The organism is Pantoea sp. X-Soil-OKNW-556, assembly GCF_059730695.1.
In genome coordinates this window covers 1840268-1865422 of sequence record NZ_AP035990.1, presented here as the reverse complement: position 1 = coordinate 1865422, position 25155 = coordinate 1840268, and the positions used below count along the sequence as shown (strand labels likewise).

Below are 25155 nucleotides of genomic sequence, written 5' to 3'. Positions count from 1 at the left end.
GGGGCGACATATGCGCCCCCGGCGTCAGCGCTGAAATGCGTAGACAGAGCCTAAGTCTAGCAGCTGTGTCAGTTCATCCAGTGCGTAGCGCCCTTCACGTAGCAATTGCGGATCGGCCAAATCCGCCTGGGTTAAGCGATCGCGATAATGGCGGTCGACCCAGTCATTGAGGACGCCAAACAGGCGGTCATTCATCAATACCGCCGGATTCAACGCCTGACGCTCCGCTTCCGTCAGTACCACACGTAACCGTAAACAAGCCGGGCCCCCACCGTTGTACATACTCTCACGCAGGTCAAACACCTTCAGTTCACGAATCGGCCCACCGCTCCCCACCAGTTCACTCAGATAACGCCATACGCCGCTATGCTGGCGTGACTCCTCCGGCAACACCAGCAGCATGCCGCCATCGGCCCGTTGCAACAGCTGGCTGTTAAACAGGTAAGTATTGACCGCATCGGCGACCGAAACCTTATTGCGCGGCACTTCAATCGCGCAAAAGCCGGGAATTCGCGTCTGCAAATCTGCCAGCAATTGGGGCTGATTGACAAAGGCGTCCTCATGACAGAAGAACACCTGCTGGTTACTCACCGCGATAACATCGTTATGGAACACGCCCTGATCGATAACCGCCGGGTTCTGTTGGGCATAGACCGTGCGTTCCTGATGCAGCTGATGCAAACGCGCCACCGCCTCACTGGCCTCTCGCGTCTGGCGTGCCGGATAGCGCGCCGGTTCTGTGCCTGATGACTTGCCCTCACGACCATAAACAAACAACTGCACCCCGGCATCACCGTAATCCGCGCCGAAACGGTTATGGTTAGCCGCCCCCTCATCGCCAAACAGCGCCACCTGCGGCAACGCATCATGGACGCTGAAATGCTGCGGATCGCGGAAGATAGCACGCAACAAATCGGCGGTTTCCGGCGCTTCAATGGCGCGATGGAATTTGTTGTTGAGGTTAGCCACGGTAAAATGCACACGCCCATCGGCGCTGTCGGCAGACGGTGAGACGGTGGCAGCGTTCGCTACCCACATCGCCGAAGCGGAACTGGCGGCCGACAGCAGTTGTGGTGCCTGTTTCGCTGCCTGTGCCAGCACCTGTTCATCACTGCCGCTAAAACCCAACTGCCGCAGCAGTGGCAGATTGGGACGTTCGTGTGGCGGAATCACCCCTTGCACATAGCCCATATCGGCCAGTGCTTTCATCTTCAGCAGCCCCTGCTTCGCCGCGAGACGCGGGTTGGAGGGCTGCAACTGGTTGCGTGTCGAGGCTTCGTTGCCGAAGGATAATCCGGCGTAATGGTGCGTCAGCCCCACCAGGCCGTCAAAGTTGGCTTCAAAGGCTTTCATTTCGCCGCCCCCGCCGCAGAGAAATCAAGACCTGGCGACAGCGTGCCCGGCAGATCAAGACTGGGGCTTTCCAGCGAGGCCATCGGCCAGGCACAATAATCCGCCGCATACCAGGCGCTGGCGCGATGGTTACCGGAGGCACCAATGCCACCAAACGGTGCGGAACTGGCCGCGCCGGTCAGCGGTTTATTCCAGTTAACGATACCCGCGCGGGCTTCCAGCAATAACTGATCGAACTGCGCGCGATCAGGTGAAATCAAGCCACAAGAGAGGCCATAGCGCGTCTGATTCGCCAGGCGAATCGCCTGTTCAAAGTTGTCATAGCGCACCACCTGCAACAGCGGGCCGAACACTTCTTCATCCGGTAACGCACGCACCTCTGTCATATCAATGATACCCGGCGTAATGATGGCGCTGTCGCGATCGGGCCAGTGCATCCCCAGCAACACGTTGCCTCCCAAATCCACACGCTTTTGCCAGGCGGCAAAAATCTGCCCGGCAGCGGTTGGGGAGATCACGCTACCCATAAAGGGTTGAGGCTCGGCATTCCAGGCCGCAGGTTGCAAGCGGGCACTGACCTCGACCAGACGCTGTAAAAAGGCATCGCCCGCCGCCCCCCGTTTCACCAGCAAACGACGGGCACAGGTACAGCGCTGCCCGGCAGTAATAAACGCTGACTGGATAGCGATATGCACCGCGCCATCAATATCCGCCGGATTTTCGACGATCAAAGCGTTGTTGCCGCCCATCTCCAGTGCCAGCATTTTTTCCGGCTGCCCGGCAAATTGCCGATGCAGGTGATAACCGGTTGCCGCACTGCCGGTAAACAGCAGGCCATCAATCTGGGTTTCCGCCGCCAGCGCCTGGCCGGTATCGCGACCGCCCTGTACCAGGCCAAGTACCCCGGCGGGGATACCGGCTTTTTGCCACAGTTGCACGGTTTTTTCCGCCGTCATCGGCGTGAGTTCGCTTGGTTTAAACACCACGCAGTTACCCGCCAGCAAGGCAGGTACGATATGGCCGTTCGGTAGATGGCCCGGAAAGTTATACGGACCGAAGACCGCCAGCACGCCGTGTGGCCGGTGACGTAGCGAGCTTTCTCCCTCCGCCGTTTCGCCGGTGCGGGTATGGTATGCCTTTATCGAAATGGCGATTTTGTTGATCATCGCCTGCACTTCAGTCAGCGTTTCCCAACGAGGTTTACCGGTTTCACAAGCGATCGTCTCAGCCAGTTCATTTTTATGCGCGTCCAACTGACGTCCAAAGGCTTCCACCAACGCCTGGCGCTCGGCAAAAGGCCTACGTGCCCAGTGTGGAAATGCGGCGCGCGCCGCTTCACAGGCCGCAGCAACCTGTGAAGCTGACGCGGATTTGCCCTGCCACAGGGTTTCACCGCTGACCGGATTTTGTTTGCTAAAGGCTTCAGCGCCGCCGGTCAGCCATTGACCGTTAATAAAATGCGTCATGCTTTTTTCTCCTCGCGACCCAACGTGACCACACGCAGGTTGTCGCCATAAGCACAGCTCAGCGCATCACGCTGACTGTCGTTGAGGCGCACGCGACCGGAAGCGATATCCACCGGCAGCAGCGCCACGCGAAACTGTTGATAATCGAGGTTAGCCACCAGACACAGCGGCCACTCTTCACTGGCTTCACCGGCCACCGCCGTCAGCAACTGACTTTTACGAATGGCGCGGATGCGGTCAATTTCACACTCCAGCGTCGGACCGCCGTCGAAAATGTCGACATAGTTGAGGTAACGAAACCCTTCGGCTTCCAGCACTGCGCGGGCGGGCGCAGTTTTCGGATGCACCACGCCAATCACTTTTTGCGCTTCTTCACTCAGGTAATGGATATATAACGGATGTTTGGGCATCAGTTCGGCGATAAAGGCTTTCTGACCGGTGCCACTCAGGAAATCAGCCTTGCTGAACTCCATCGAAAAGAAGCGACTGCCAACGCTGTCCCAGAAAGGAGAATGGCCCTGGTCATCGCTGACGCCTCGCATCTCCGCAACCACATGTTTCATAAAGCGATCGCGGAAATTAGCCATAAACAAAAAACGCGATTTGGACAGCAGATAGCCATTCTTACCATCGCGATAGTCGGGATCGAGAAACAGCGTGCACAACTCACTGCTGCCGGTGTGGTCGTTACTCAGCGACAGCGTCGGCAGACTGGCATAGACATTCAGCTCTTTCGATGCATGCACCTGAGTGCCAACACGGAAGTTGTACCAGGGATCCTGCAAACCGACCGCAACTTCGATGGCACAAATGCCCACCGCACGATTGTCTTCGCTGTCAGCCAGCACAAACACATACCCCTGCTCGGCACGCGGCAGCGCCCCCTGCCAGGTCTGCAAGGAACGTTCGATACGCGCCTGCAAGGTCGTGCTATCCGCCGGTAGCGACGTCAGGCCGCCACCGGTTTTGCCCGCCAGCGACAGCAACTGCGCAAGGTCGTCACGTTCGACGGGGCGGATTACCATCATGATGCTGCTCCTTTGAGCACGCGTTCACAGGCACGGGCGAAACGCGCCAAACCTTCTTTGGCTTCCTGTTCGCTGATATTCAACGCCGGGGCAAAGCGCACCACGTTGGCACCGGCAATCAGTACCATCACGCCCTCTTCCGCCGCAGCGAGGTTAAACTGCTTGGCTTTACCAGCAAAATCATCATTCAGCACGGCACCAATCAGCAGACCCAGACCGCGAATCTCTTTAAATAACGGCAGACGCTGATTCAGTTCCTCCAGCGCCGTGACGAACCACTGATGGCGTTCCACAACCCCGGCCATAAACGCAGGCTGGTTAATCAACTCCACCACTTTGCCACCGACAGCACCAGCCAGCGGGTTACCGCCGTAGGTGGTACCGTGCGTACCGACACCCATTACCAGCGCCAGATCTTCGCGTGTCAGCATGGCACCAATCGGGAAGCCACCTCCCAGCGCTTTCGCGGTGGTGAGGACATCCGGAGTCACGCCGTAATGCATATAGGCATACAGGGAACCGGTACGCCCCATGCCACTTTGCACTTCATCAAAGATCAGTACTGCATGATGCTTATCACACAGTGCGCGCAGACCGCGCAGGAAAGCCGGGTCAGCCGGTACCACACCACCTTCGCCCTGAATCGGTTCAACAATCACCGCGCAAGTGTGGTCATTGATCATGGCTGCCGCAGCTTCCAGATCATTAAAAGGGGCATGCTGGATATCAGGCGGTAACGGGGCAAAATCGCGGGAATACGCAGGCTGTCCCCCGGCGGTGACGGTAAACAGCGTGCGTCCGTGGAAGGCGTTATTAAAGGCGACGATGCCACTTTTCTCCGCGCCAAAGCGATCATGTGCCACTTTGCGTGCCAGCTTGAGTGCCGCCTCGTTGGCTTCGGCACCGGAGTTACAGAAAAACACCCGGTCTGCAAAAGTCGCGTCGATCAATTGCTTCGCCAGGCGCAAAATCGGTTCATTGGTGTAACCGTTACCGGTATGCCACAGTTTGCTGGCCTGTTCCTGCAACGCCTGTTGCAACGCCGGATGCGCATGCCCGAGAGCATTGACAGCAATTCCTCCGGCAAAATCGATGTAATCTTTGCCCTGCTGATCCCAAAGCGTTGAACCTTCGGCACGCACCGGTACAAACGCAGCGGGTGCATAAACCGGCATCATCCATTGATCGAAATCGTGACGTGAAACCTGCAGTGACATAGCCCTTTCTCCTGCTCCACACCAGGTGAAGCCTTTGTTTTAAAATTGTTAAAAACCGGTGACTTTCAGCTTAACTGTATATTGCAGTAACCGTGCCAGCCAGCGGAAAAAATGCATAAACGGGTTTCACCAACGAAATATCAATGAGTTAACACCAGCACCTATTCACTTTAACTGCATAAAAAGTGAATAACCGTCTGATGGCGTCTATATGTCAGAGAATTCTTAAGCGGATTTATGCATTCACAAAATGAAATATTGCTTTTGTGATCGCCGAGGAAATATTTCGCCAGAATGACGCAGTGCAAGCACCAAAATGGTTCAGACTGAACCATAACAGTGCACAAAAGTGCGATAGTGGTGCGTGGAAATAACCACACGGAATGGTCATTTTTAATACAAAAGCCAACAAATAAATAACACCTTTGCGTTTTATTTCGCCACTACTCTTCTCCGTATGAACCTAATAATGTTAGTGACTAAGGTTATTATAATTTTAGAAATAACCAGAAACAGTATGTTTATAGAAAAAGTGATCATGCTAATTATTATCAGGCGCAGCGTATTTGTTATTGAACAAAAACACATAGGCTTGTGCTATTTACGAGCATCAAAAAACCTATTAGACACAAATAATCAAAAAACATATAAACCAATAAAATCATTTAGTTATATATTAATTTAATGTTAACAGCGTCATGATTAGAGATAAGTAAAAACAATAAACAATCCCACATAATGGAATTGAAGATTAAATTTCGCACAAAAAGCCAACTAGAAATATTTAGTTACATTTATTGCACTTTCGATCTTTAACCTTTTGTGTCATTTTCATTTCGCCCCATTGCAGGGCAACAATTAAAAAATAACACAGGGTAAAAAATTAAATGATGAAGCGCACTTTACTGGCAGCAGTAATGCCGTTACTGCTGGGACTTTCTACGGCTCAGGCCGCCGAAATCTATAACAAAGATGGCAACAAACTCGACCTGGTCGGCAAAATTAACGTTTCACACCTGTTTTCCGATGACAGCAGCAACGATGGTGAAACGTCCTCTTACACCCGTCTGGGCTTCAAAGGCGAAACCAAAATCACTGACCAGCTGACCGGCTATGGTTTCTGGCAGTACCAGTACAGCCTGAGCCGCTCTGAAGGTGGTTCTGATTCACAAACCGGTAACCGTACCCGTCTGGGCTACGCCGGTCTGAAATACGGTGAGTTCGGTTCACTGGATTACGGCCGCAACTATGGGCTGGTTTACGATGCTCTGGGCTACACCGACATGCTGCCATTCTTCGGCGGTGACTCTGGTTACACTGACGCCTTCCTGTCTGGCCGTTCAACTGGCGTGCTGACCTGGCGTAACAAAGATTTCTTCGGTCTGGTGAAAGGCTGGAATATTGCTGCGCAGTACGAAGGCAAAAACGACCGCACCAGCTACTCCGACATCGCAGTACGTCGTTCTAACGGCGACGGTTTCGCCCTGTCGACCTCGTACGATTTCGACTTCGGTCTGAGCGTGGTGGGTAGTTACGCCAGCCTGGATCGTACTGAAACCCAGAACGCCGCCACCCGTGGTCACGGTGACAAAGCGCAGCACTGGGCTACCGCAATCAAATATGATGCTAACCAGATTTACCTGGCGACCATGTATGGTCAGACCATGAACGCTACGCCGATCTCTGGTGGCTTTGCTAACAAAGCTGTCAACTTCGAAGCCGTTGCGCAGTACCAGTTCCTGAACGGTTTCCGTCCGTCTGTGGCTTATGTCTCTTCCAAAGGTAAAGACATTGAAAGCATCGGTGATGCGGATATCGTGAAGTACACCTCAATTGGTGCCACTTACTACTTCAACAAAAACATGTCCACTTATGCGGAATACCGCATCAACCTGTTGAAGGACAACAACCCGCTGGGTCTGGCGACCGACGACATCACTGTTGTGGGTCTGGTGTACCAGTTCTAAGGGCGTTTACCCTCATTGCACATCCGGCCTGTGTCAACCGGATGCTAAAAGGGCAGCGAAAGCTGCCCTTTTCTTTGCTCTGGCTACGGCTCCAACAGGTCAAACCGGTTATCGCTCGCCGACTCCATTTCAAACGGTTGCTCAACCTGCAAGGTAATCCAGTTTGACGTCACACGCTGTTGCTTGCTGTCTGCTAACGTAACCGCGAGGCGATAGCTGTTGCTGGCACCCGGCGTGCTATCCCATGCGGGCATAATAATGCTCCAGCCCTGGGGATCCTGATTATTGGCAGGTGGCGTCAAACTCAGCGCCTGAGTATCACCCTGCCAGCTCACTCCCGTGATGGCATTGGCAGCGCGAATTTGCAGTTTCAATGGCAGGCTTTCCCCCGCATTCAATTGCCACGGTGGCGTCGCGAGAAAAACCGTCAACGTTTTGCGCTGGCGATATTCCAACACCGGCGTGTAGTTGCGCGTCACCGTATCATAGCGACTGCCGCGCAGTGAGCGGGCTGCCGCCACGTTATCGGCGCTCAGTTGCTGACTTAATGCCACACCAAAGCGATAGTTGAGGCGCAGTCCGAACTGATCCTGGCTCTCCCCTTCACTGCTGGTTTTGTGGCTGGCGGAAACGGTGACCAGCGGCACCGGGGTGTAGGACAACCCGAAGGTAAGCGCCGATGGATTGTGATAAAGGGTACCGGAATTAAACAGATCAACATCCTGCCCCAGATACTGCTCCCAACTGACGGAAACACCCAGCTGGCGATAAAATGGCAGATAACCCTGAGTGGTGAAATCATAGCCGCGAGCCATACGCTGTTGCTGCGTGGAGTCGCCATTATGCCAGCCGGATAACGGATAATAGTAATTGGCTGAAAAACGCAGATAATCCGCCCAGGCCTCGGTGCCCAGGGAGCCGCGCTGCAAGCGACTGGTAAACATATGGTCAACAAAGGCGTTGTAACCCAGCAGCCAGTTACCGGCAACCCAACGCTGGCCCAGCCCGGCATTACCCACCAACCCATCATCGGTTTGATGAAATCCCAGTTGGCTGAAGGTAAGGTAGCGATTGCGGTCAGCCCACGGGGTGAGCAATTCAGCCCCACTCCCGGTGAAACTGCCGTTCATATCAACAGCAAAATCGATTTGCGCGTTGCCATAGGGGGAAAGTAACGACTCCCCTTCGCTCGACACCCGCTGTGCCACCTCTTCACGAAAATGATTAAACGCCCAGATCCCGGCCTGATGACCAAAGGTCGTGTCGCTGCTACTTTCACTGGCTTCACCAATGCTTTTGGCCATATCGGCCAGCCTTTGGGAGAAATTGCTGCTGTCGCTTTGGTAACCCAGCGCGGGGAGTGCCTCGGCCATTTTTTGAAAACGCGTTGCATCGTTGAATGGCGTGTCAGAGATCGCAGCCTCGCGGGTGAACGCCTGAACGGCAGGCATCACGGAGAGCAGTGCTATCGCACCGAGGACGAAACGTTGGGATAAGGACAATAAAACAGCAGGTAGCATGGGCAAAATCAGGGTTCAGTTCAGGTAAAAATCAGAGGTCCATCACAAAGTCACTTCTTTTTACCTTAACATATTCCTGCGTTTTCGCAGCCTCATGCAGTCTGATTACGGCTATGGGTGGATACTGCCGGTGAATTTTGGTGTTGCTGGATTCGTAGCGGCGCGATTTATCGCGCAGGCTGCCATTGCTGGCAACCTGCACGTTCGTTTAAGAAAAAATCAAACCGCCATCGACGTTAATGGTTTGGCCGGTGATGTAGCGCGCATCATCAGACGCAAGAAAGGCCACCAGCCCGGCGACATCCTCCGGTTGCCCGGCACGCTTCAGCGGAATATTCTCCACCCATTCGGCCATCAACTCGCCTTTACCGTATTGTTTCCTTTCATTGCTGAGGATTTCGCCCCACACCCGGTCGTTGTAATCCCACATCTCGCTTTCAATGATGCCCGGACAAAAAGCGTTAACGGTGATGTGCCAGGGTGCCAGTTCCAGCGCCAGACTTTGCGTGATACCTATCACCCCCATCTTGCTGGCGGCATAATGCGGGGTGTAGATAAACCCCTGTCGCCCCTGGCCGGATGAGGTGTTGATCAAACTACCGCCCCCCTGCTTCACCATATATTTCGCGGCCTCGCGACAGCACAACCAAACGCCGGTCGTATTCACCGCCAAAATCTTTTCGAAATCACTTTTAGGCATGGTGTCAAAGCGATCAATGGTGATGACACCCGCATTCTGAATGGATACATCAATACTGCCAAAGCGTTCTGCCGCCTGCTGATAAAGCTGTTGTACCTGCGCCTCGTCAGTGACGTCCACCTGAAGTGCCAGGATCTCGCTACCGTACTGCTGCGTTAACTGCTTCGCCGTGGCAAACACCCGTTCTGCATTCGACACCATGACCAGCCGCGCACCGTCGCGCGCAAATCGCGCGGCAATGCCCGCACCAATGCCACGACAGGCACCGGTAATCACCACTGTCTTTCCACTAAAATCGCGCGTCATATTGCCTCCTGTTATCCGTGTGTGACTTCAGACAGGGCGGCTGATTGCTGCTTTTTTTCATGCCTGCGCAGCAGCACCACCTTGCTTTGTAATTTTTGCTGGAACTGATCAATCACCACCGCCGTGACAATCACCAGGCCTTTGATCACCATTTGCCAGAAATCACTGACCCCCATCATCACCATGCCATCGGCCAGAAATACGATGACAAATGCCCCGATAATCGAGCCAGATACCCGGCCACGCCCCCCCGCCAGCGCCGTTCCCCCCAACACCGTGGCACCAATCGCATCCATCTCAAACATATTGCCGGTCATCGGATGTGCGGTTTGCAGCTGTGAAGCCACCACCAATCCCACCAGCGCCGCACACAGGCCGGAGAAAGCGTAAACAAACACCTTTACTTTAATGATCGGCACACCCGCCAGGCGTGCAGCGGATTCGTTGCCGCCAGTGGCATAGATATAGCGCCCAAGGGGGGTCTTGCGAGTCAGATAGAGGCCAAGCAGCAGAAAACCCACCATCAGCCAGATAGGGATGTAAATACCCAACACCGTGCCGGAACCGAGCAACGCAAAACCGGTATTACCTAACGCGGGCATCCCCACCAGATTGGCGTAAGTGCTGCCGTCGTTGAACAACAACGCCGATCCGCGTGCGACATACATCATGCCGAGGGTGCAGATAAAGGGAGCCACACCCAGACGCGTCACGACCGTGCCATTTATCAATCCCAGCAGCACGCCAAACAGCGCCACCACCAGAATCACCTCCGGTACGTTGAAGAACATCACGTTGCCGCCCCACAATGGCAGGCCATTAGTGAGTAACGCCCCGGCCACCATGCCACAAATCCCGGCGACCGCCCCCACCGACAGATCGATACCCCCCGTCAGGATCACCAGCGTCATGCCGATGGCCAATAAACCGGTAATCGCCACATGTTGGGTCATGATCAGCAGGTTGGAGGTGGTCAGAAAGTTCGGCACCATCAGGCTGAAAAAGCTGATGACAATTAATAAGGCAATAAAGGTACGCGCCTTCAGCAGATACATATAAAGCAAATATTTCTGATTCATGATTTTCTCCGGAAGGCTCAGTCATGCGGTGTCGAAGCGCTGATCAGGGCTTCCCTGGTCGCTTCACGTCGTGGCAGATCGGCGGTGATGCGGCCATCGGCCATCACCAGAATGCGGTCTGCCAGCGCCATCACCTCATCCAGTTCGGAAGAGGAGAACATCACCGCCAGCCCTTGCTGCGCCAGGTTGCCAATCAGGTGGTACACATCGGTTTTTGCCCCAACATCAATGCCGCGTGTCGGTTCATCCAACAGCACCACCTGGGGACCGGTCATCAATGCTTTACCCAGTACCACTTTCTGCTGGTTACCGCCGCTGAGTGAGGTAATTGGCAGTTCGGGGTCGCTGACTTTAATCGCCAGATGGCCGATCATTTCATCCACCCGCCGCTGCTCCTTTTGTGGGCTGAGCAGACGCAGCGCACGACGAAAACCGCGCAGGCTGAGTTCCGTCAGCGTCATGTTGGCGGTGATCGACATCAGTTGCACCACACCTTCGGTCTGGCGATCTTCCGGCACCAGGGTGATGCCTTTTTTCAGCCGCTGCTGGAAGTTTTGCCGGTCGAGGATTTCCCCGTTCAGGCTGACGCTACCCGACTGGCAATGCATCATGCCAATCAGCCCCTTAAACAATTCGGTGCGCCCGGCGCCCAGCAGACCGTAGATACCGATCACCTCACCTTTACGTAGCGAAAATGAGACGTCGTTCAGCTTGTAGCCACCGTTCTGATGCAGCGCCGTCAAACCGCTAACATTCAGTACCGTGTCGCCCTGGGGGGCTGGCTGGTAATCAAAATGCTTTTTCTTATCACCCACCATCTGCTCGATGATCCACGGGATTGACGCATCACGAACTTCACGCTCGCTGATAAAACGCCCATCACGAAAAATGGTGATATGGTCGCCAATCTCCATCAGCTCCTCCAGCCGATGTGAGATATAGATGATGGTCACACCGCGTCGCTTCAGCTGTTCAATCACGTTGAACAGCACCTTCACTTCCGACTGACTGAGCGCGCTGGTCGGCTCATCCATAATCAGCACCCGCGTATCTTTCGACAGTGCACGGGCAATCTCCACCAACTGCTGATGCCCAATGCCCAGTTCCCCCAATGGGGCATAGGGATCGACATCCAGCTCCAGTCGCTCCAGCAGCGATTTCGCCAGCGCGTACTGATATTTTTCGTTGATCACCCCACGCTGGAAAAACTCGTTGGCGATAAAGATGTTGTCCATCACATTCATATTCGGGAACAGGTTCAGCTCCTGAAAGATAATGCTGATGCCGTGTTGTTCGGCCTGATGGGTGGAGTGCAGCGAAACCGGTTGACCATCCAGCAAGATTTCGCCAGAGGAGGGTGTTTCCACCCCCGCCAGCATTTTCATCATGGTGGATTTACCCGCCCCGTTTTCGCCAATTAACACGTTCACCTTATTGCGATAAACGCGATAATTGACCTGGTCCAGGGCGGTGACGCCTGGATAAATGCGCGAAACATTACGGGTTTCGATAATCACATCCGACTGTTCGGCGGGCTGAAGATTTTGCATCGCCATCTCCTTATTGCCGGGTGATTTGCGCCGGGGTGATATCCGGGGCCTGTTGCGGAATATCCCAGCTGCTGAACACGCCAGCCAGCGCCACTTTATCGCCCACCTGCGGTTTAAACCCCTGCATCATGTTCGAGGCCTGCTGGTTGATGGCCCGTCCATAGTCACCAAACAGCACCTGATCATTGAAATCCTGATAGCTGGCGCCTTTATACACATCACGCAAGGCGGTGCCGCGAATAATCGGCCCCATCTGCACCGTGACCTCTTCACCGGAACTGTCTTTCACCGTCATTTTTCCACTGCGCGAGGTGGTGTTCACCGCCGTCACCTCCCCCTGTACGCTGACGCTGAATACACAGGGGTTCTCTTCCTGGCTGCGATAACCATAAGTTTTACAGGCAGCGTCAAAATCCTTCGCCGACTGCAATTCTTTCATCAATTGCGCAAGGGGCTTAGCCTCATGCGCCACCTGTGGCACCAGCTTCTGCTGCCACGTTTGTGGGATATTCGCCATCTGCGGATTGGGGGGATTTTTCAGGTCGGCCAGCTCCTGCTGCGACACAATGCGGCAACCGCTGAGGATCACGACAGGAAGCAGTAGCCAGAGTCGTCTGTACATCACATTCTCCCTGGCGCCCGGCACGCGGGCGCACCTGTACGTAATTAAGATTTGTAATTAAAATCCTGCACGTTTTTCGCATTGTCCGGCGTGATCAGAATGCCGCGGAACATCACACGTTGTTTCTCGGGTTTCGCGCCCTTCTGGATATAGTTATCAAGATCCGTCACCCCTTCTGCCGCAATCGCCTGTGCCTGTAACATCACGGTGGCTTTTAATGAACCCGCTTCCACCGCATCGCGCTCATCGTTGCTGCCGTCAATGCCCACCACGATGACATCGTTACGCCCTGCCGCTTTCAGCGCAGCGATGGCCCCCAGCGCTACCGGACCGTTGCCACAAATCACCCCTTTCACATCCGGGTGCGCCTGCAAGATGCTGTCCATAATGCGTTTGCCGTCAATCAGGGTGCCTTTGGCATCCTGGCGTGCCACGCTTTGCATATCCGGGTATTGGTCAAGCACCTGATGGAAGGATTTAGAGCGGGTAACGCAGTTGTTATCTGCGAGGTTACAGGTCAGTTCAGCGTATTTGCCTTTTTCACCCATCTTCTCGACAAACACGTTGGCAACATCAGAACCGGCCTGGAAGTTATTGTGGGTAATCTGCACCAACGCCACATCATCCACTGGAATTTCACGGTTAATCAGCACCACCGGAATACCGGCATCTTTGGCCTTTTTAATCGCGGCCACGCTGGCGGTGGAGTCGGCGTTATCCAATACGATACCCTGCACTTTTTTACCAATAGCGGCATCGATCAGTTCACTCTGCTTTTTCACATCTTCACCATGCGATAGCACGGTGGTTTTGTAACCAAGCGCCTGCGCCTTAAGGTTGGCCCCTTTGGCTTCAGATGCGTAATAAGGGTTATCCAGTGAATTCACCAAAATCATGATGGTGCCTTTATCCGCCGCGAGGCTGGCATGCGAAACCAGGCAACCGGCAAGAGCAGTAAACAGCAGGGTACGGGTTTTCATGGTGATGTCTCTCTTTGTAATTATTACATTTGCAGGGTGTCGCCTTCTCTGGTGCAGGCGCGGAATTACCAAATGGTGAAACCACCGTCGATCATCAGATCGGCACCGGTGATCATGTCGCTGCCGTTGCTGGCAAAAAACAGCACGGCCGCAGCGATTTCGTCGGTGTAGGCAAAACGCCCCAGCGGGATCAGGGTTTTCATTTTTTCCCCTTTCTCACCACGCCAGGCTTTTTCCCCCATTGGCGTCAGCACCACCGTCGGTGACAGGGTGTTGACGTTGATGCGATGCGGGGCGAACTCTTTCGCCATCACTTTGGTCATTCCCAGCAGACCGGCTTTGGCTGAGGTGTAGGCCACATGGTTATCAATGGCGATGGACGCCGCTTGTGAGGCGATATTAATAATTTTGCCGCCCTTACCCGCACGCACCATGCGTTTGCCCGCCGCCTGTGAACAAAGGAAAGGCCCGGTGAGGTTGACGGCGATCTGCTTCTGCCATTCGGCAAAATCGGTTTCCAGTACCGGCTGCAACATGACGTAGCCCGCGCAGTTCACCAGGATATCGAGTTGGCCGTAATGCTGCTCCACGGTCGCGAACGCCTCTTCCACCGAGTCAGGATCGGTAACATCACAGCAGACCAACAACACGCGACCGGAATCAAACTGGCTGCTGACGCTGGCAACTTTGTCACTTTCGAAGGGCGGGTAAAGTAGCGCCAGCCGGGCTCCTTTCTCCAGCAGCATGGCATTCGTTGCCATCGCGATACCGCCGAGACCGCCCGTCACCACCGCCACTTTGCCGGTCAGATCAAGATCGGTGTTCACGCCGTAGCGCAGATTGACATCATATTCCCCACTCATCCTCACTCTCCTTGGTTGTTTGTCGATGGCTCTGGTTATGGTTGGTCGGGTTGTGACTTACGCCACTCATTTTCGAACAAAAATATAAGCTATCGTTTGTTAACGGTTTGTGGGTGAGATCAAATTTCATACAAATTACTGGAATATTTATTATCTTACTGAATTAAATAATAATTATTTATTATGCAAAAAACAGGCATGGATAAAGACGCTATCGCCTTTCTGCGAAATCAATCTCATAACTCAACTTCATTTTCGTTCGAAAATACATATGTGCGCGAGCCATCTCGCAAATCCCACACGCGCAGAGTAAAATCAGCTCGGGTTTCTTTTTGCAGAGATCAGACCGTGATTGGAAAAAGGGAGCGTTTCGATTGAAAAGCAAAACTGAGCAGCTGGCCGATATGCAACAGCGCCGTGATAAGATCCTGGAGATGATCCGTGAAGACGGCACGGTCACCGTAAAAGCGCTGACAGAAACCTTTGGCTTAACCGAAGCGACCATCCGGACCGATCTGCGTATGTTGCAGAAGGCCGGGCATGTGCAACGCTACCACGGCGGTGCCACGCTCATGACTGGCAAGCAGAATACCGGCGCACTGCTGCTGGAGCGTCAGACGCATCTGGAAGAGAAAGAGGCGATTGGCCGTCTCGCGGCACATTATGTGGAAAACGGCGATACGGTGATTTTCGATTCCGGCACCACCACTACGGCGATTGCTGAGGCGATCGGGCATATCCGTCGTCTGTCGGTGATTACCACGGCGGTGAATATCGCACTGAAGTTGGGCGGAGAGCCGGGTATCAATATCTTACTGACCGGCGGCACCTTTAAATTTCCGACGTTATCAACATCGGGAGAGAAGGCCGCTTCGTTTTTTGAGAATGTCCTGGCAGAAAAGTTGTTTCTTGCCACCGCCTGTATCTCACCCCGCCTGGGCTTGAGTTTTCCCAGTGAGACGGACATCAAGGTGAAGATGGCGATGATTAACTCAGCCAGCACCGTTTATGTCGTGGCGGATTCAAGCAAGATCGACAAGGTATCGATGTTCGCCCTGCCCTGTGACTGGAGCCATATTCACTATCTGATAACAGATAGCGGCATTACCCCCGCACAGATTGCCGCGTTTGAAGCATTGGGGGTACAGGTGTTGGTTGCCCCACTGGCCGTGGCACAACGCCGGGCAATGTGATCGTAGCGGCGCGATTTATCGCGCGGGTACCGGTAAACGCGCCAAAACATTTGCGCGATAAATCGCGCCGCTACGCATAGCAGAAAGGTCGCTGTCGAAAGCGACCCGGTTAATTAAAACCCTAAACTATCCAGCAGATCGTCCACCTGATCCTGGTTTGCTACCACACCCGGCGCGTCCGAATGGATTTGCGGACCATTCAGCAGGCTGGTGCTTTGCTTACGCTGCTCGGCACTCACTTCTGGCATGTTTTCCAGCAGCACCATCAACAGTTGGCGCTCAATTTCCTGGATCACATCCATCATGCGCTTGATCACCTGACCGGTCAGATCCTGGAAGTCCTGCGCCATCATGATTTCCAGCAGCTGCTTATTGGTAAACGCAGTGTGCTCGGGTACGGCGGAGAGGAATTCGCGCGTATCCGTAACCAACTCGCGAGCATCCGCCAGCTCAATTGGGTTTTCAAACCAGGCATCCCAGCGACCTTTCAGCTGGTTGGCCCCGGCTTCCATTTTGTCCTGGTGCGGCTGCGCCGCTTCAACGCAGTTCAACGCACGGTCAGCGGCCTGCGCTGTCATCTGCACCACATAATCCAGACGGTCACGCGCATCAGGAATCGCTTCCGCCGCTTCTGCAATCGCCTGATCCAGCCCCAGCTCGCGCAGGCTGTCACGCAGCATGCGCGTCAGCGAACCAATGCGGGAAATGATATCCTGTGCCGAGACTTCTTCTGTTGGTTTCGGAAGGTCGCTCATCACATCTCCTTACATACCCAGTTTTTCGAAGATCTTGCCCAATTTTTCTTCCAGTGTGGCCGCAGTAAACGGCTTCACCACATATCCGCTGGCCCCGGCCTGCGCCGCCGCGATGATGTTCTCTTTCTTCGCTTCCGCGGTGACCATCAATACCGGCAGTTTGCCCAGCGTGGCGTCGGCACGGATGGTTTGCAGCAGTTCCAGACCGTCCATGTTGGGCATGTTCCAGTCGGAAATCACAAAGTCAAAGCCGCCTGCGCGCAGTTTCGTCAGTGCATCAGCACCGTCTTCTGCCTCTTCAACGTTATTGAATCCCAGCTCTTTTAACAGGTTGCGAACGATACGACGCATCGTATTGAAATCGTCCACCACCAAAAAGCGCATATTTTTATCAGCCATATCTACTCCTGTGTTGTCTCGCCCGGCAGGACGGGCCTGTTAAATTCGCAATGCCTGTCCGGCGCTAATTTTCGCCAGCATGTGCTGGCTGATGTGGCCCAAATCGACCACTTCGCTGGCACCGCCGAGTGCAATCGCCTCGCGCGGCATGCCAAATACCACGCAACTGGCTTCATCCTGCGCGATGGTCCAGGCACCCGCGCGATGCATTTCCAGCATCCCGGCCGCGCCGTCGTTCCCCATCCCGGTCAGAATCACGCCCACTGCATTTCGTCCGGCGTTGACCGCCACCGATCGGAACAGCACGTCCACTGACGGCTTATGACGATTGACAGGCGGTGCGTCGTTAATCTTCACCACGTAGTTGGCGCCGCTACGTGCCAGCTCCATATGCATCGCACCCGGCGCGATATAGGCATGGCCGGGCAGAATACGTTCGCCGTCTTCCGCCTCTTTCACGGTGATCTGGCACAGCTTATTCAACCGCTCAGCAAACGATCGGGTGAATCCCGGTGGCATATGCTGGGTAATCAGCAGCGCCGGGCTGGTCGCGGGCAGTGGCTGGAGCACATGGCGAATCGCCTCGGTGCCGCCGGTTGAGGAACCAATGGCAATCAGCTTTTCACTGCTCAGTAACGGCACCGCTTTCAACGTGGCTGGTACCGCCGTGGCGGTACGAACGTGCAATTTAGCCCGTGCCGCGGCGCGGATTTTGTCGGCGATCATTTGGCTATAAGCCAACATGCCTTCACGGATACCGAGTTGCGGCTTGGTGACAAAGTCCACCGCCCCTAATTCGAGCGCCCGCAGGGTGATCTCGGAACCTTTCCCGGTGAGGGATGACACCATCACCACCGGCATCGGACGCAGACGCATGAGCTTTTCGAGAAAATCGAGGCCGTCCATGCGCGGCATTTCCACATCCAGCGTCAGCACTTGCGGGTTGTACTGCTTGATTAGGTCACGCGCCACCAGCGGGTCCGGTGCAGTCGCAACCATCTCCATATCAGGATGGCTGTTGATGATTTCGGTCATCAACTGCCGCATCAGCGCAGAGTCATCCACGCACATCACGGTGATTTTGCTCATCGTCTTTCCTTGGTCAGTCCATAGACTGTCTGTCCACGCAGCCAGAACTCTTTACTGATCTGGCTGAAGTTCTCTGAATGCCCGGCAAACAGCACGCCGCCTGGCTTCAGCAGGGGAACAAAACGGCGCAGGATTTGCTCCTGCGTCTCTTTATCGAAATAGATCATCACGTTGCGACAAAAGATCGCGTCGAAGGGGCCAGGCAGCGACCAGTCATTCGCCAGCAAATTGAGCTGGGCATAGCTGACCTGGCTCGACAGTTCCGAACGCACCCGCACCATCCCTTCATGCGGGCCTGTGCCACGCAGGAAAAAGCGCTGCAACTGCGATTGCGACAGCGTGCGCAACTCTTCCTGGCGATAAACGCCTGCAACCGCTTTTTCCAGCACCTGTGTATCGATATCGCTGGCATGGACCTGAAACTTCCCCGGCCCGCTACCCAGCGTTTCTGCCAGCGTCATGGCGATCGAATAAGGTTCTTCGCCGGTGGACGCCGCAGCACACCACACGTTGTAGCTACCACTGCGCTTCCGCGCATGATCGGCCAGGATAGGAAAATGGTGCGCCTCACGGAAAAAAGACGTCAGGTTGGTGGTCAGGGAATTAATAAATGCCTGCCACTCGGCGCTGTTAGGATCCTGCTCCAGCAGCGCCAGATAACGGCCAAAATCATCAATGTTCAGCATCCGCAGGCGACGTACCAGACGGTTGTAAACCATCTCGCGTTTATGGTCGGCCAGCACGATGCCTGCTCGCTGATAGATCAGCTGACTGATACGACGAAAGTGCGCATCAGAAAGCGGCAGGCGCTGCACCATCTGCGTAAGCAGCGAGGTCGCTTCATTTTGATCCATTAACGTCGATTTCTTCATCTCAGGTCACCCGGCAACAAACTGATTAAATTGTGATTACTGCGGTTGCTACTGTGCTGCCAGTGCGCACCCAGGTACAGGGGCCGTGTTGCCACGGCCACAGGTTTAAAAGGTTTCCCAGTTATCGTCAGCGCGGGCGCCTGCCGGTTGTGCCAGTGCTTTAGAGGCAGCCGGACGCAATAATTTTGGCGCTGTAGTTACGTTAACGGCCTGGGCGACAAATTCTTTACCGATATTGAACACCGCCACCGATTGTTTCAGTCGGCTGGCCTGATCTTCCAGTGCCGCCGCCGCAGTCGCTGACTCTTCCACCAGCGCGGCGTTTTGTTGCGTAACGCGATCCATCTCGTTAACCGCCAGACCCACCTGGTCGATACCCCGGCTCTGTTCGTCCGACGCAGAGGCAATCTCACCCATGATGTCGGTCACGCGCGTGACCGCATTGACGATGTTGGTCATGGTCTCACCCGCGCTTTCCACCAGCACCGAGCCGGTATCAACACGGCTGACCGAGTCCTCGATCAAACCTTTGATCTCTTTCGCCGCCTGGGCGCTGCGCTGTGCCAGACTGCGCACCTCACCGGCGACCACCGCAAAACCACGTCCCTGCTCCCCGGCACGGGCGGCTTCCACCGCCGCGTTCAACGCGAGAATGTTGGTCTGGAAGGCGATGCCATCAATCACGCTGGTGATATCCGCAATCTTCTTCGAGCTACCGGCAATCTCTTTCATGGTGGTGACCACGCCATCCACCACTTTGCCGCCCTGCTGGGCAGTTTCTGACGCAGTCAGCGCCAGCTGTGAGGCCTGACGGGCATTTTCGGCGTTCTGTTTGACGGTGGCAGTCAGCTGCTCCATGCTGGCGGCAGTCTGCTCCAGTGATGCCGCCTGCTGCTCGGTACGTGAGGAGAGATCGTTGTTGCCCATCGCGATTTCGCTGGCACCGGTATAAATGGCGTCAGATCCATCACGCACGGTACGGACGGTGCGGGCCAGTTCCTGCTGCATATGTTGCAGAGAACTCAGCAGCTCACCCATTTCGTTGCGCACATTAACCTCAACCTGCTGCGTCAGATCGCCGCGCGCAATATGGCGGATATGTTCGATGCTCTGCGTCAGCGGGCGGATCAACGCAGTACGCATCCCGCTCCACACCAGGGCGATCAACACCAGCGTCACCACCAGCATGGCGACAATCAGCCAGACTGACTTGTGATAGGCAGCCAGGTTGTCATCAATGCCGCGCAGGGCGAGAATTTTGTTGTAACTCAGCCAGGCGTTGTAATCCTTAGCAAATTTGTCCTGGAACCCTTGAGTGGGCTGGTCGACAAATCCTTTGAAGTTACCGGTATTGAGAAAATCGATCAGTTCCTGCAACGCGCCGTGATAAGCGTTGTAATTCGCCTGAAGCGTCAGCACGTTTTCTGCCGTTTTACCCTTTTCAGACAGGTTGGCGTTAAATTCAGCAAACCCTTGATCGGCCACTTTCAGTTCCTCACTGGCCAATGCCACCAATTCTTTCACGGTAGCACCCGAACCAGCCTGCTGAGTGTCCAGCAGATAACGGATTCCGGCACGGTTCAGCGTGTTGCGCGCCTGAACCAACGAAACCCATGAGGTGCCCATCGCCCGCTGCAAGGTACTGAGGCGCTGGTTGTAGGCAAAATTATCCTTATCGGCTTTCACCGTTTGAAAAAACATCCCTCCGGAAAACAGCTGTAGTAAGGCAAACAGCGCCAGCACACACAGCAGGCCGGAAACGACACGAACACGACTAAACATAAACACCTCATTGGTTGGCGGATCGCTTCTGTTATCGGCGTCCAGGGGGTGATCTTTATGTTGGATAGAAGGGGTTGGACCAGCTGAGTCTGTCCACTGGCACTTATCGTAGCGGCACGATTTATCGCGCCGCTCCGTATATGCCTGTCAGTCAGTGCGGGGGTTAGAAGGTTTCCCAGTTGCTGTCGCTGACTGGCGCGGTCACCGCTTTACGCGGTGTATCCAGCAGCTTCGGCGCAATCTGCGGGTGACGCGTCACGGCGGCAACGGCCTGCGCACGCGGGATTTTAAACACCGACACCGACTGGCTTAAGCGACTCGCCTGCTCCTCCAGCGACGCTGCCGCCGCCGCCGACTCCTCCACCAGCGAGGCGTTCTGCTGCGTTACGCGGTCCATCTCGGTCACCGCCTGGCCGACCTGGTCGATACCCCGGCTCTGCTCGTCTGACGCCGATGCAATCTCGCCCATGATGTCCGTCACGCGCGTCACCGCATTGACGATATCGCTCATGGTTTCCCCGGCGGTGCCGACCAGCGTGGAACCGGTATTAACGCGATTGACCGAGTCCTCAATCAGTCCCTTGATCTCCTTCGCCGCCTGGGCGCTACGCTGGGCCAGACTGCGCACTTCACCGGCCACCACAGCAAAACCACGACCCTGTTCTCCGGCACGCGCGGCTTCCACCGCCGCATTCAGGGCCAGGATGTTGGTCTGGAAGGCGATACCGTCAATCACGCTGATAATATCGGCGATCTTCTTCGAACTGCCGGCGATATCCTGCATGGTGCGTACCACGCCATCCACCACCGTGCCGCCTTTCTGCGCGGTTTCTGAGGCGCTGAGTGCCAACTGCGACGCCTGACGCGCATTCTCGGCATTCTGTTTCACCGTGGCGGTCAGCTGCTCCATGCTGGCGGCGGTCTGCTCCAGCGAGGCCGCCTGTTCTTCAGTGCGCGCCGACAGATCGTTGTTGCCAGCAGAAATCTCGCTGGCACCGGTAAAGATGGCGTCGGAACCGTCGCGCACGTTGCTGACGGTGCGCACCAGCTCCTGCTGCATCTCCAGTAGTCCTTCCGCCAGTTGGCTCATCTCGTTGCGACCTTCCACCTTAATCGGCTGGGTCAAATCACCCGCCGCAATATGGCGAATGTGCGTCAGCAGCTGTTGTAACGGCTGAATCAACACGCTACGCAGGCCAAACCAACAGCCGATGATGACCGCGAGCACCACCACCACCATGCTGCCAAGCAACCACATCATGGTGTTGAAGGCGCGTTCATTCTGCGCAACACCTGCCGCCGCCAGCTCACTCTGTTTAGTACGCCAGGCTTCATAGGTCCCCTTCATCACCACCTGTTTGGCCTCGATGTTCTGCGCAAACATGCCTTGCAGGTCATCGGCCTTCAGGCGCTCCAGCATCGCTTTCAGACCGTTGTCATAGGCAGCATAATCCGCCTCCAGTCGGTCACGCAGCTCAACCGGAAACCCCGGTGTGGCTGGCAAATTGTAATAACGCTGGAAATAGCCATCGGCTGCCTTGAGCTGCTTTTCCGTCTGTGCAATCAGTGCCGCCAACTGGCCGCCATTGGTTTGTGCCGCCATGCTGCCTTGCATACGTAACATCGCGCGGTTCAGCACCGTACGGGTTTGGTTGAGTTCAATCCACGCATCGCTCATCGCCGCAACATTGTTGGTAGACACCTGTGCGACCGCAAATGCCTCCTTATCTTTTTGTAAGGCTGACCAGAACAGGCCGCCCGAAATTAACTGCAAAGCACCAAAGACCAACAAGACGGTGATCAGGCTGGTCACTACATTGATTCGTTTTAACATGGGTTCTCCAAAAAAGTGTTTCGGCTCCCCCTGTTATCGACCACGCCTCTGAGTTTCTGAGGGCGTTTAAGCGTCTTTACAAACTAAAACTCTGCCATTTATGTTGATTGCAGAGTTTTATAACTAAAAAAATTAACAGTAAAAAAAATGCGCCTTTTCAGGCGCATTTTTTAGTTCACTGTCCGTAGCGGCACGATTTATACGCGCTGTCAGTCAGCGTGGGGTTAGAACGTTTCCCAGTTGCTGTCGCTGACTGGCGCAGTCACCGCTTTACGCGGTGTATCCAGCAGCTTCGGTGCAATCTGCGGGTGACGCGTCACGGCGGCAACGGCCTGCGCACGCGGGATTTTAAACACCGACACCGACTGGCTTAAGCGACTCGCCTGCTCTTCCAGCGACGCTGCCGCCGCCGCCGACTCCTCCACCAGCGAGGCGTTCTGCTGCGTTACGCGGTCCATCTCGGTCACCGCCTGGCCGACCTGGTCGATACCCCGGCTCTGCTCGTCCGACGCCGACGCAATCTCGCCCATGATGTCCGTCACGCGCGTCACCGCATTGACGATATCGCTCATTGTTTCCCCGGCGGTGCCGACCAGCGTGGAACCGGTATTGACGCGATTGACCGAGTCCTCAATCAGTCCCTTGATCTCCTTCGCCGCCTGGGCGCTACGCTGGGCCAGACTGCGCACTTCACCGGCCACCACGGCAAAACCACGACCCTGTTCTCCGGCACGCGCAGCTTCCACCGCCGCGTTCAGGGCCAGGATGTTGGTCTGGAAGGCGATACCGTCAATCACGCTGGTAATATCGGCGATCTTCTTCGAACTGCCGGCGATATCCTGCATGGTGCGTACCACGCCATCCACCACCGTGCCGCCTTTCTGCGCGGTTTCTGAGGCGCTGAGTGCCAACTGCGACGCCTGACGCGCATTCTCGGCATTCTGTTTCACCGTGGCAGTCAGCTGCTCCATGCTGGCGGCGGTCTGCTCCAGCGAGGCTGCCTGTTCTTCAGTACGCGCCGACAGATCGTTGTTGCCAGCAGAAATCTCGCTGGCACCGGTAAAGATGGCGTCAGAGCCGTCGCGCACGTTGCTGACGGTACGCACCAGCGACTGCTGCATTTCATGCAGGTTACTCGCCAGTTGGCTCATTTCATTGCGCCCCTCAATGGCGATGGTTTGCGTGAGGTCACCCTGCGCGATGTGCTGAATATGACGAATGTTGCTGTTAAGCGGGTTGATCAGCACCTTACGCAGACCAAACCAGCACAGCACAATCACTGCCACCACCACCGCCATCACAATGCCAAGCAGCCACATCATGCGCGTATAGGCAGAGATATTGGCTTCCACACCGGCTTCAGTCAGGCGATCCTGATCGGCACGCCACTGCGTGTAATCCTTCAGGAAAGCGCTCTGGGTAGGTGCCACCGGCAGCTTACCGGCTTTTTCAATATCGTTGGCCTGCAACGCATCCTGCATCTGACTCAATGCACTGGCGTAAGCGCTAAACGTCTCATCCAGATGTTTATTGAGCTGTGCATCCTGCCCTGGGGTATCCGGGGTGTTCTTGAACAGCTGATAGTTTGTTGTCGCGTTATCCTGAAAGCCTTTGCTTTGGTCATACAGCGAGGTCAAATCGGCGGTTTCGCCCGACAGTTTGCTGTTAGCAACACGTAACATAATGCGTGTCAGCAGCACCCGACTCTGATTGAGGCTCATGTAAGCATCATTGATTGCAGCGATGTTTTTGCTCGCCAGCTGCGCGACGTTAAAACTGGTTTTGTCATCACTCAGTGCTTTAAAAAACAGCGACCCTGAAGCCAACTGCAAAAAGCCAAAGATCAACAGCACCAGCAATAAGCTGGTGACAACACGGATTTTCGTAAACATACATTGCCCTGAAAAGTGAAAAAAATGCAGTGAAGTTATCGGCGTGGCAGGGATGAAATTGAGATCAGATGGTGAAGAAAATGCAAAAATAATGTTGATTTATAAGGAATTATTTCCACATGAAATGATAACGGGCCGGGCGAGCCGACCCGTTAATTAGTCAGGTCTTATGCGCTGCGCAGGGTATCGACCAGCGCCATCTCTTCGCTGCTCAGCAGCTTCTCGATATCCACCAGAATCAGCATGCGCTCACCCAACGCGCCAAGGCCCGTCAGATACTCAGTCGACATGGTCACGGCGAATTCCGGTGCCGGACGGATTTGATCCTGCGTCAGGGACAGCACATCAGAAACACCGTCCACCACGATACCCACCACGCGATGCTCAAGATTCAGCACAATCACCACGGTGTTCTCGTTGTAATCCACATCTGGCTGCGAAAACTTCACGCGCAGATCGATAATCGGCACAATCACGCCGCGCAGGTTGGTCACGCCTTTGATAAATTCCGGCGTGTTCGCGATACGCGTTACCTGATCGTAGCCACGAATTTCCTGCACTTTCAGGATATCGATACCGTACTCTTCATCTCCCAGCGTGAAGACTAAGAACTCCTGGCCCACGGTTTCGCCAGCGATTTTCGTCACGGTTGCCATTCCAGTCATTGTATTTACCTTTTCGTTATCGA

General features: G+C 54.9%; 21 protein-coding genes. 2 read left to right on the top strand and 19 right to left on the bottom strand.

Features of this window, described 5'->3' with window-relative positions; genetic code table 11:
* Positions 1-24 precede the first annotated feature (24 nt).
* The 4 genes from astB to AC6I8T_RS08600 are packed head-to-tail and all read right to left on the bottom strand — an operon-like array spanning position 25 to position 5064.
* A complete protein-coding gene (astB, locus tag AC6I8T_RS08615) occupies positions 25-1353 on the bottom strand; it encodes an N-succinylarginine dihydrolase (protein WP_497833710.1) in 1329 nt (442 codons plus the stop codon).
* Complete coding sequence (gene astD / locus AC6I8T_RS08610) at positions 1350-2819, bottom strand: succinylglutamate-semialdehyde dehydrogenase (protein ID WP_497833709.1); 1470 nt, start codon at positions 2817-2819, stop codon at positions 1350-1352. Before astD ends, astB begins: the two co-directional genes overlap by 4 nt.
* Positions 2816-3847 carry an arginine N-succinyltransferase gene (astA, locus tag AC6I8T_RS08605; protein WP_208725309.1) on the bottom strand — a complete coding sequence of 344 codons (1032 nt, stop codon included), beginning with the start codon at positions 3845-3847 and terminating at the stop codon, positions 2816-2818. The genes astD and astA overlap by 4 nt, the downstream gene beginning before the upstream one ends.
* Positions 3844-5064, bottom strand: a complete 1221-nt coding sequence (locus AC6I8T_RS08600) for an aspartate aminotransferase family protein (RefSeq protein ID WP_497833708.1) — start codon at positions 5062-5064, stop codon at positions 3844-3846. Before AC6I8T_RS08600 ends, astA begins: the two co-directional genes overlap by 4 nt.
* An 887-nt stretch (positions 5065-5951) precedes the next feature.
* On the opposite strand from AC6I8T_RS08600, the gene AC6I8T_RS08595 reads away from it, so the two are divergent.
* Positions 5952-7031: a porin gene (locus tag AC6I8T_RS08595; RefSeq protein WP_021185295.1), complete on the top strand. Its 1080-nt coding sequence runs from the start codon at positions 5952-5954 to the stop codon at positions 7029-7031.
* An 83-nt stretch (positions 7032-7114) separates the two neighbouring features.
* On the opposite strand, the gene AC6I8T_RS08590 is transcribed toward AC6I8T_RS08595, so the two are convergent.
* The 7 genes from AC6I8T_RS08590 to AC6I8T_RS08560 form a co-directional block, all read right to left on the bottom strand.
* Positions 7115-8551 (bottom strand): YchO/YchP family invasin, encoded by a 1437-nt coding sequence (locus AC6I8T_RS08590; RefSeq protein ID WP_497833707.1) that lies wholly within the window; start codon positions 8549-8551, stop codon positions 7115-7117.
* Positions 8552-8759: 208 nt separating this feature from the next.
* Positions 8760-9557 carry a glucose 1-dehydrogenase gene (locus tag AC6I8T_RS08585; protein ID WP_208725307.1) on the bottom strand — a complete coding sequence of 266 codons (798 nt, stop codon included), beginning with the start codon at positions 9555-9557 and terminating at the stop codon, positions 8760-8762.
* Positions 9558-9568: 11 nt separating this feature from the next.
* Entirely contained in the window at positions 9569-10636 is a 1068-nt protein-coding gene (locus AC6I8T_RS08580; protein WP_021185299.1) for an ABC transporter permease, read from the bottom strand.
* Between the two features lie 17 nt (positions 10637-10653).
* The gene (locus AC6I8T_RS08575; protein ID WP_497830538.1) at positions 10654-12186 is read right to left on the bottom strand and encodes a sugar ABC transporter ATP-binding protein; all 1533 of its coding nucleotides are present in this window, start codon (positions 12184-12186) and stop codon (positions 10654-10656) included.
* Positions 12187-12196: 10 nt separating this feature from the next.
* Entirely contained in the window at positions 12197-12808 is a 612-nt protein-coding gene (locus tag AC6I8T_RS08570) for a DUF2291 family protein (protein ID WP_021185301.1), read from the bottom strand.
* 44 nt (positions 12809-12852) lie between these two features.
* On the bottom strand, positions 12853-13788 hold the full coding sequence (locus tag AC6I8T_RS08565) for a D-ribose ABC transporter substrate-binding protein (protein ID WP_021185302.1): 936 nt from the start codon (positions 13786-13788) through the stop codon (positions 12853-12855).
* A 65-nt stretch (positions 13789-13853) separates the two neighbouring features.
* Positions 13854-14651 (bottom strand): GolD/DthD family dehydrogenase, encoded by a 798-nt coding sequence (locus AC6I8T_RS08560; protein ID WP_497833706.1) that lies wholly within the window; start codon positions 14649-14651, stop codon positions 13854-13856.
* A 374-nt stretch (positions 14652-15025) separates the two neighbouring features.
* Between AC6I8T_RS08560 and AC6I8T_RS08555 the strand changes: the two genes are divergently transcribed.
* A complete protein-coding gene (locus AC6I8T_RS08555; protein ID WP_013508789.1) occupies positions 15026-15844 on the top strand; it encodes a DeoR/GlpR family DNA-binding transcription regulator in 819 nt (272 codons plus the stop codon).
* Between the two features lie 113 nt (positions 15845-15957).
* Here the strand turns inward: AC6I8T_RS08555 and cheZ are convergent, their stop codons facing one another.
* The 8 genes from cheZ to cheW all read right to left on the bottom strand — a co-directional run bounded on the left by cheZ (position 15958) and on the right by cheW (position 25132).
* Positions 15958-16599 (bottom strand): protein phosphatase CheZ, encoded by a 642-nt coding sequence (gene cheZ, locus AC6I8T_RS08550; protein WP_021185304.1) that lies wholly within the window; start codon positions 16597-16599, stop codon positions 15958-15960.
* A gap of 9 nt (positions 16600-16608) precedes the next feature.
* Complete coding sequence (gene cheY, locus AC6I8T_RS08545; protein WP_013508787.1) at positions 16609-16998, bottom strand: chemotaxis response regulator CheY; 390 nt, start codon at positions 16996-16998, stop codon at positions 16609-16611.
* Positions 16999-17037: 39 nt separating this feature from the next.
* Positions 17038-18087: a protein-glutamate methylesterase/protein-glutamine glutaminase gene (locus AC6I8T_RS08540; RefSeq protein ID WP_021185305.1), complete on the bottom strand. Its 1050-nt coding sequence runs from the start codon at positions 18085-18087 to the stop codon at positions 17038-17040.
* Positions 18084-18959, bottom strand: a complete 876-nt coding sequence (gene cheR, locus AC6I8T_RS08535; protein WP_497833705.1) for a protein-glutamate O-methyltransferase CheR — start codon at positions 18957-18959, stop codon at positions 18084-18086. The genes AC6I8T_RS08540 and cheR overlap by 4 nt, the downstream gene beginning before the upstream one ends.
* Positions 18960-19064: 105 nt before the next feature.
* Positions 19065-20741 (bottom strand): methyl-accepting chemotaxis protein, encoded by a 1677-nt coding sequence (locus AC6I8T_RS08530; protein ID WP_021185307.1) that lies wholly within the window; start codon positions 20739-20741, stop codon positions 19065-19067.
* A 163-nt stretch (positions 20742-20904) separates the two neighbouring features.
* Entirely contained in the window at positions 20905-22575 is a 1671-nt protein-coding gene (locus AC6I8T_RS08525) for a methyl-accepting chemotaxis protein (protein WP_208725303.1), read from the bottom strand.
* Between the two features lie 224 nt (positions 22576-22799).
* Positions 22800-24467 carry a methyl-accepting chemotaxis protein gene (locus AC6I8T_RS08520; protein WP_303464890.1) on the bottom strand — a complete coding sequence of 556 codons (1668 nt, stop codon included), beginning with the start codon at positions 24465-24467 and terminating at the stop codon, positions 22800-22802.
* 167 nt (positions 24468-24634) lie between these two features.
* Positions 24635-25132: a chemotaxis protein CheW gene (cheW, locus tag AC6I8T_RS08515; RefSeq protein ID WP_036627437.1), complete on the bottom strand. Its 498-nt coding sequence runs from the start codon at positions 25130-25132 to the stop codon at positions 24635-24637.
* Positions 25133-25155 lie beyond the last annotated feature (23 nt).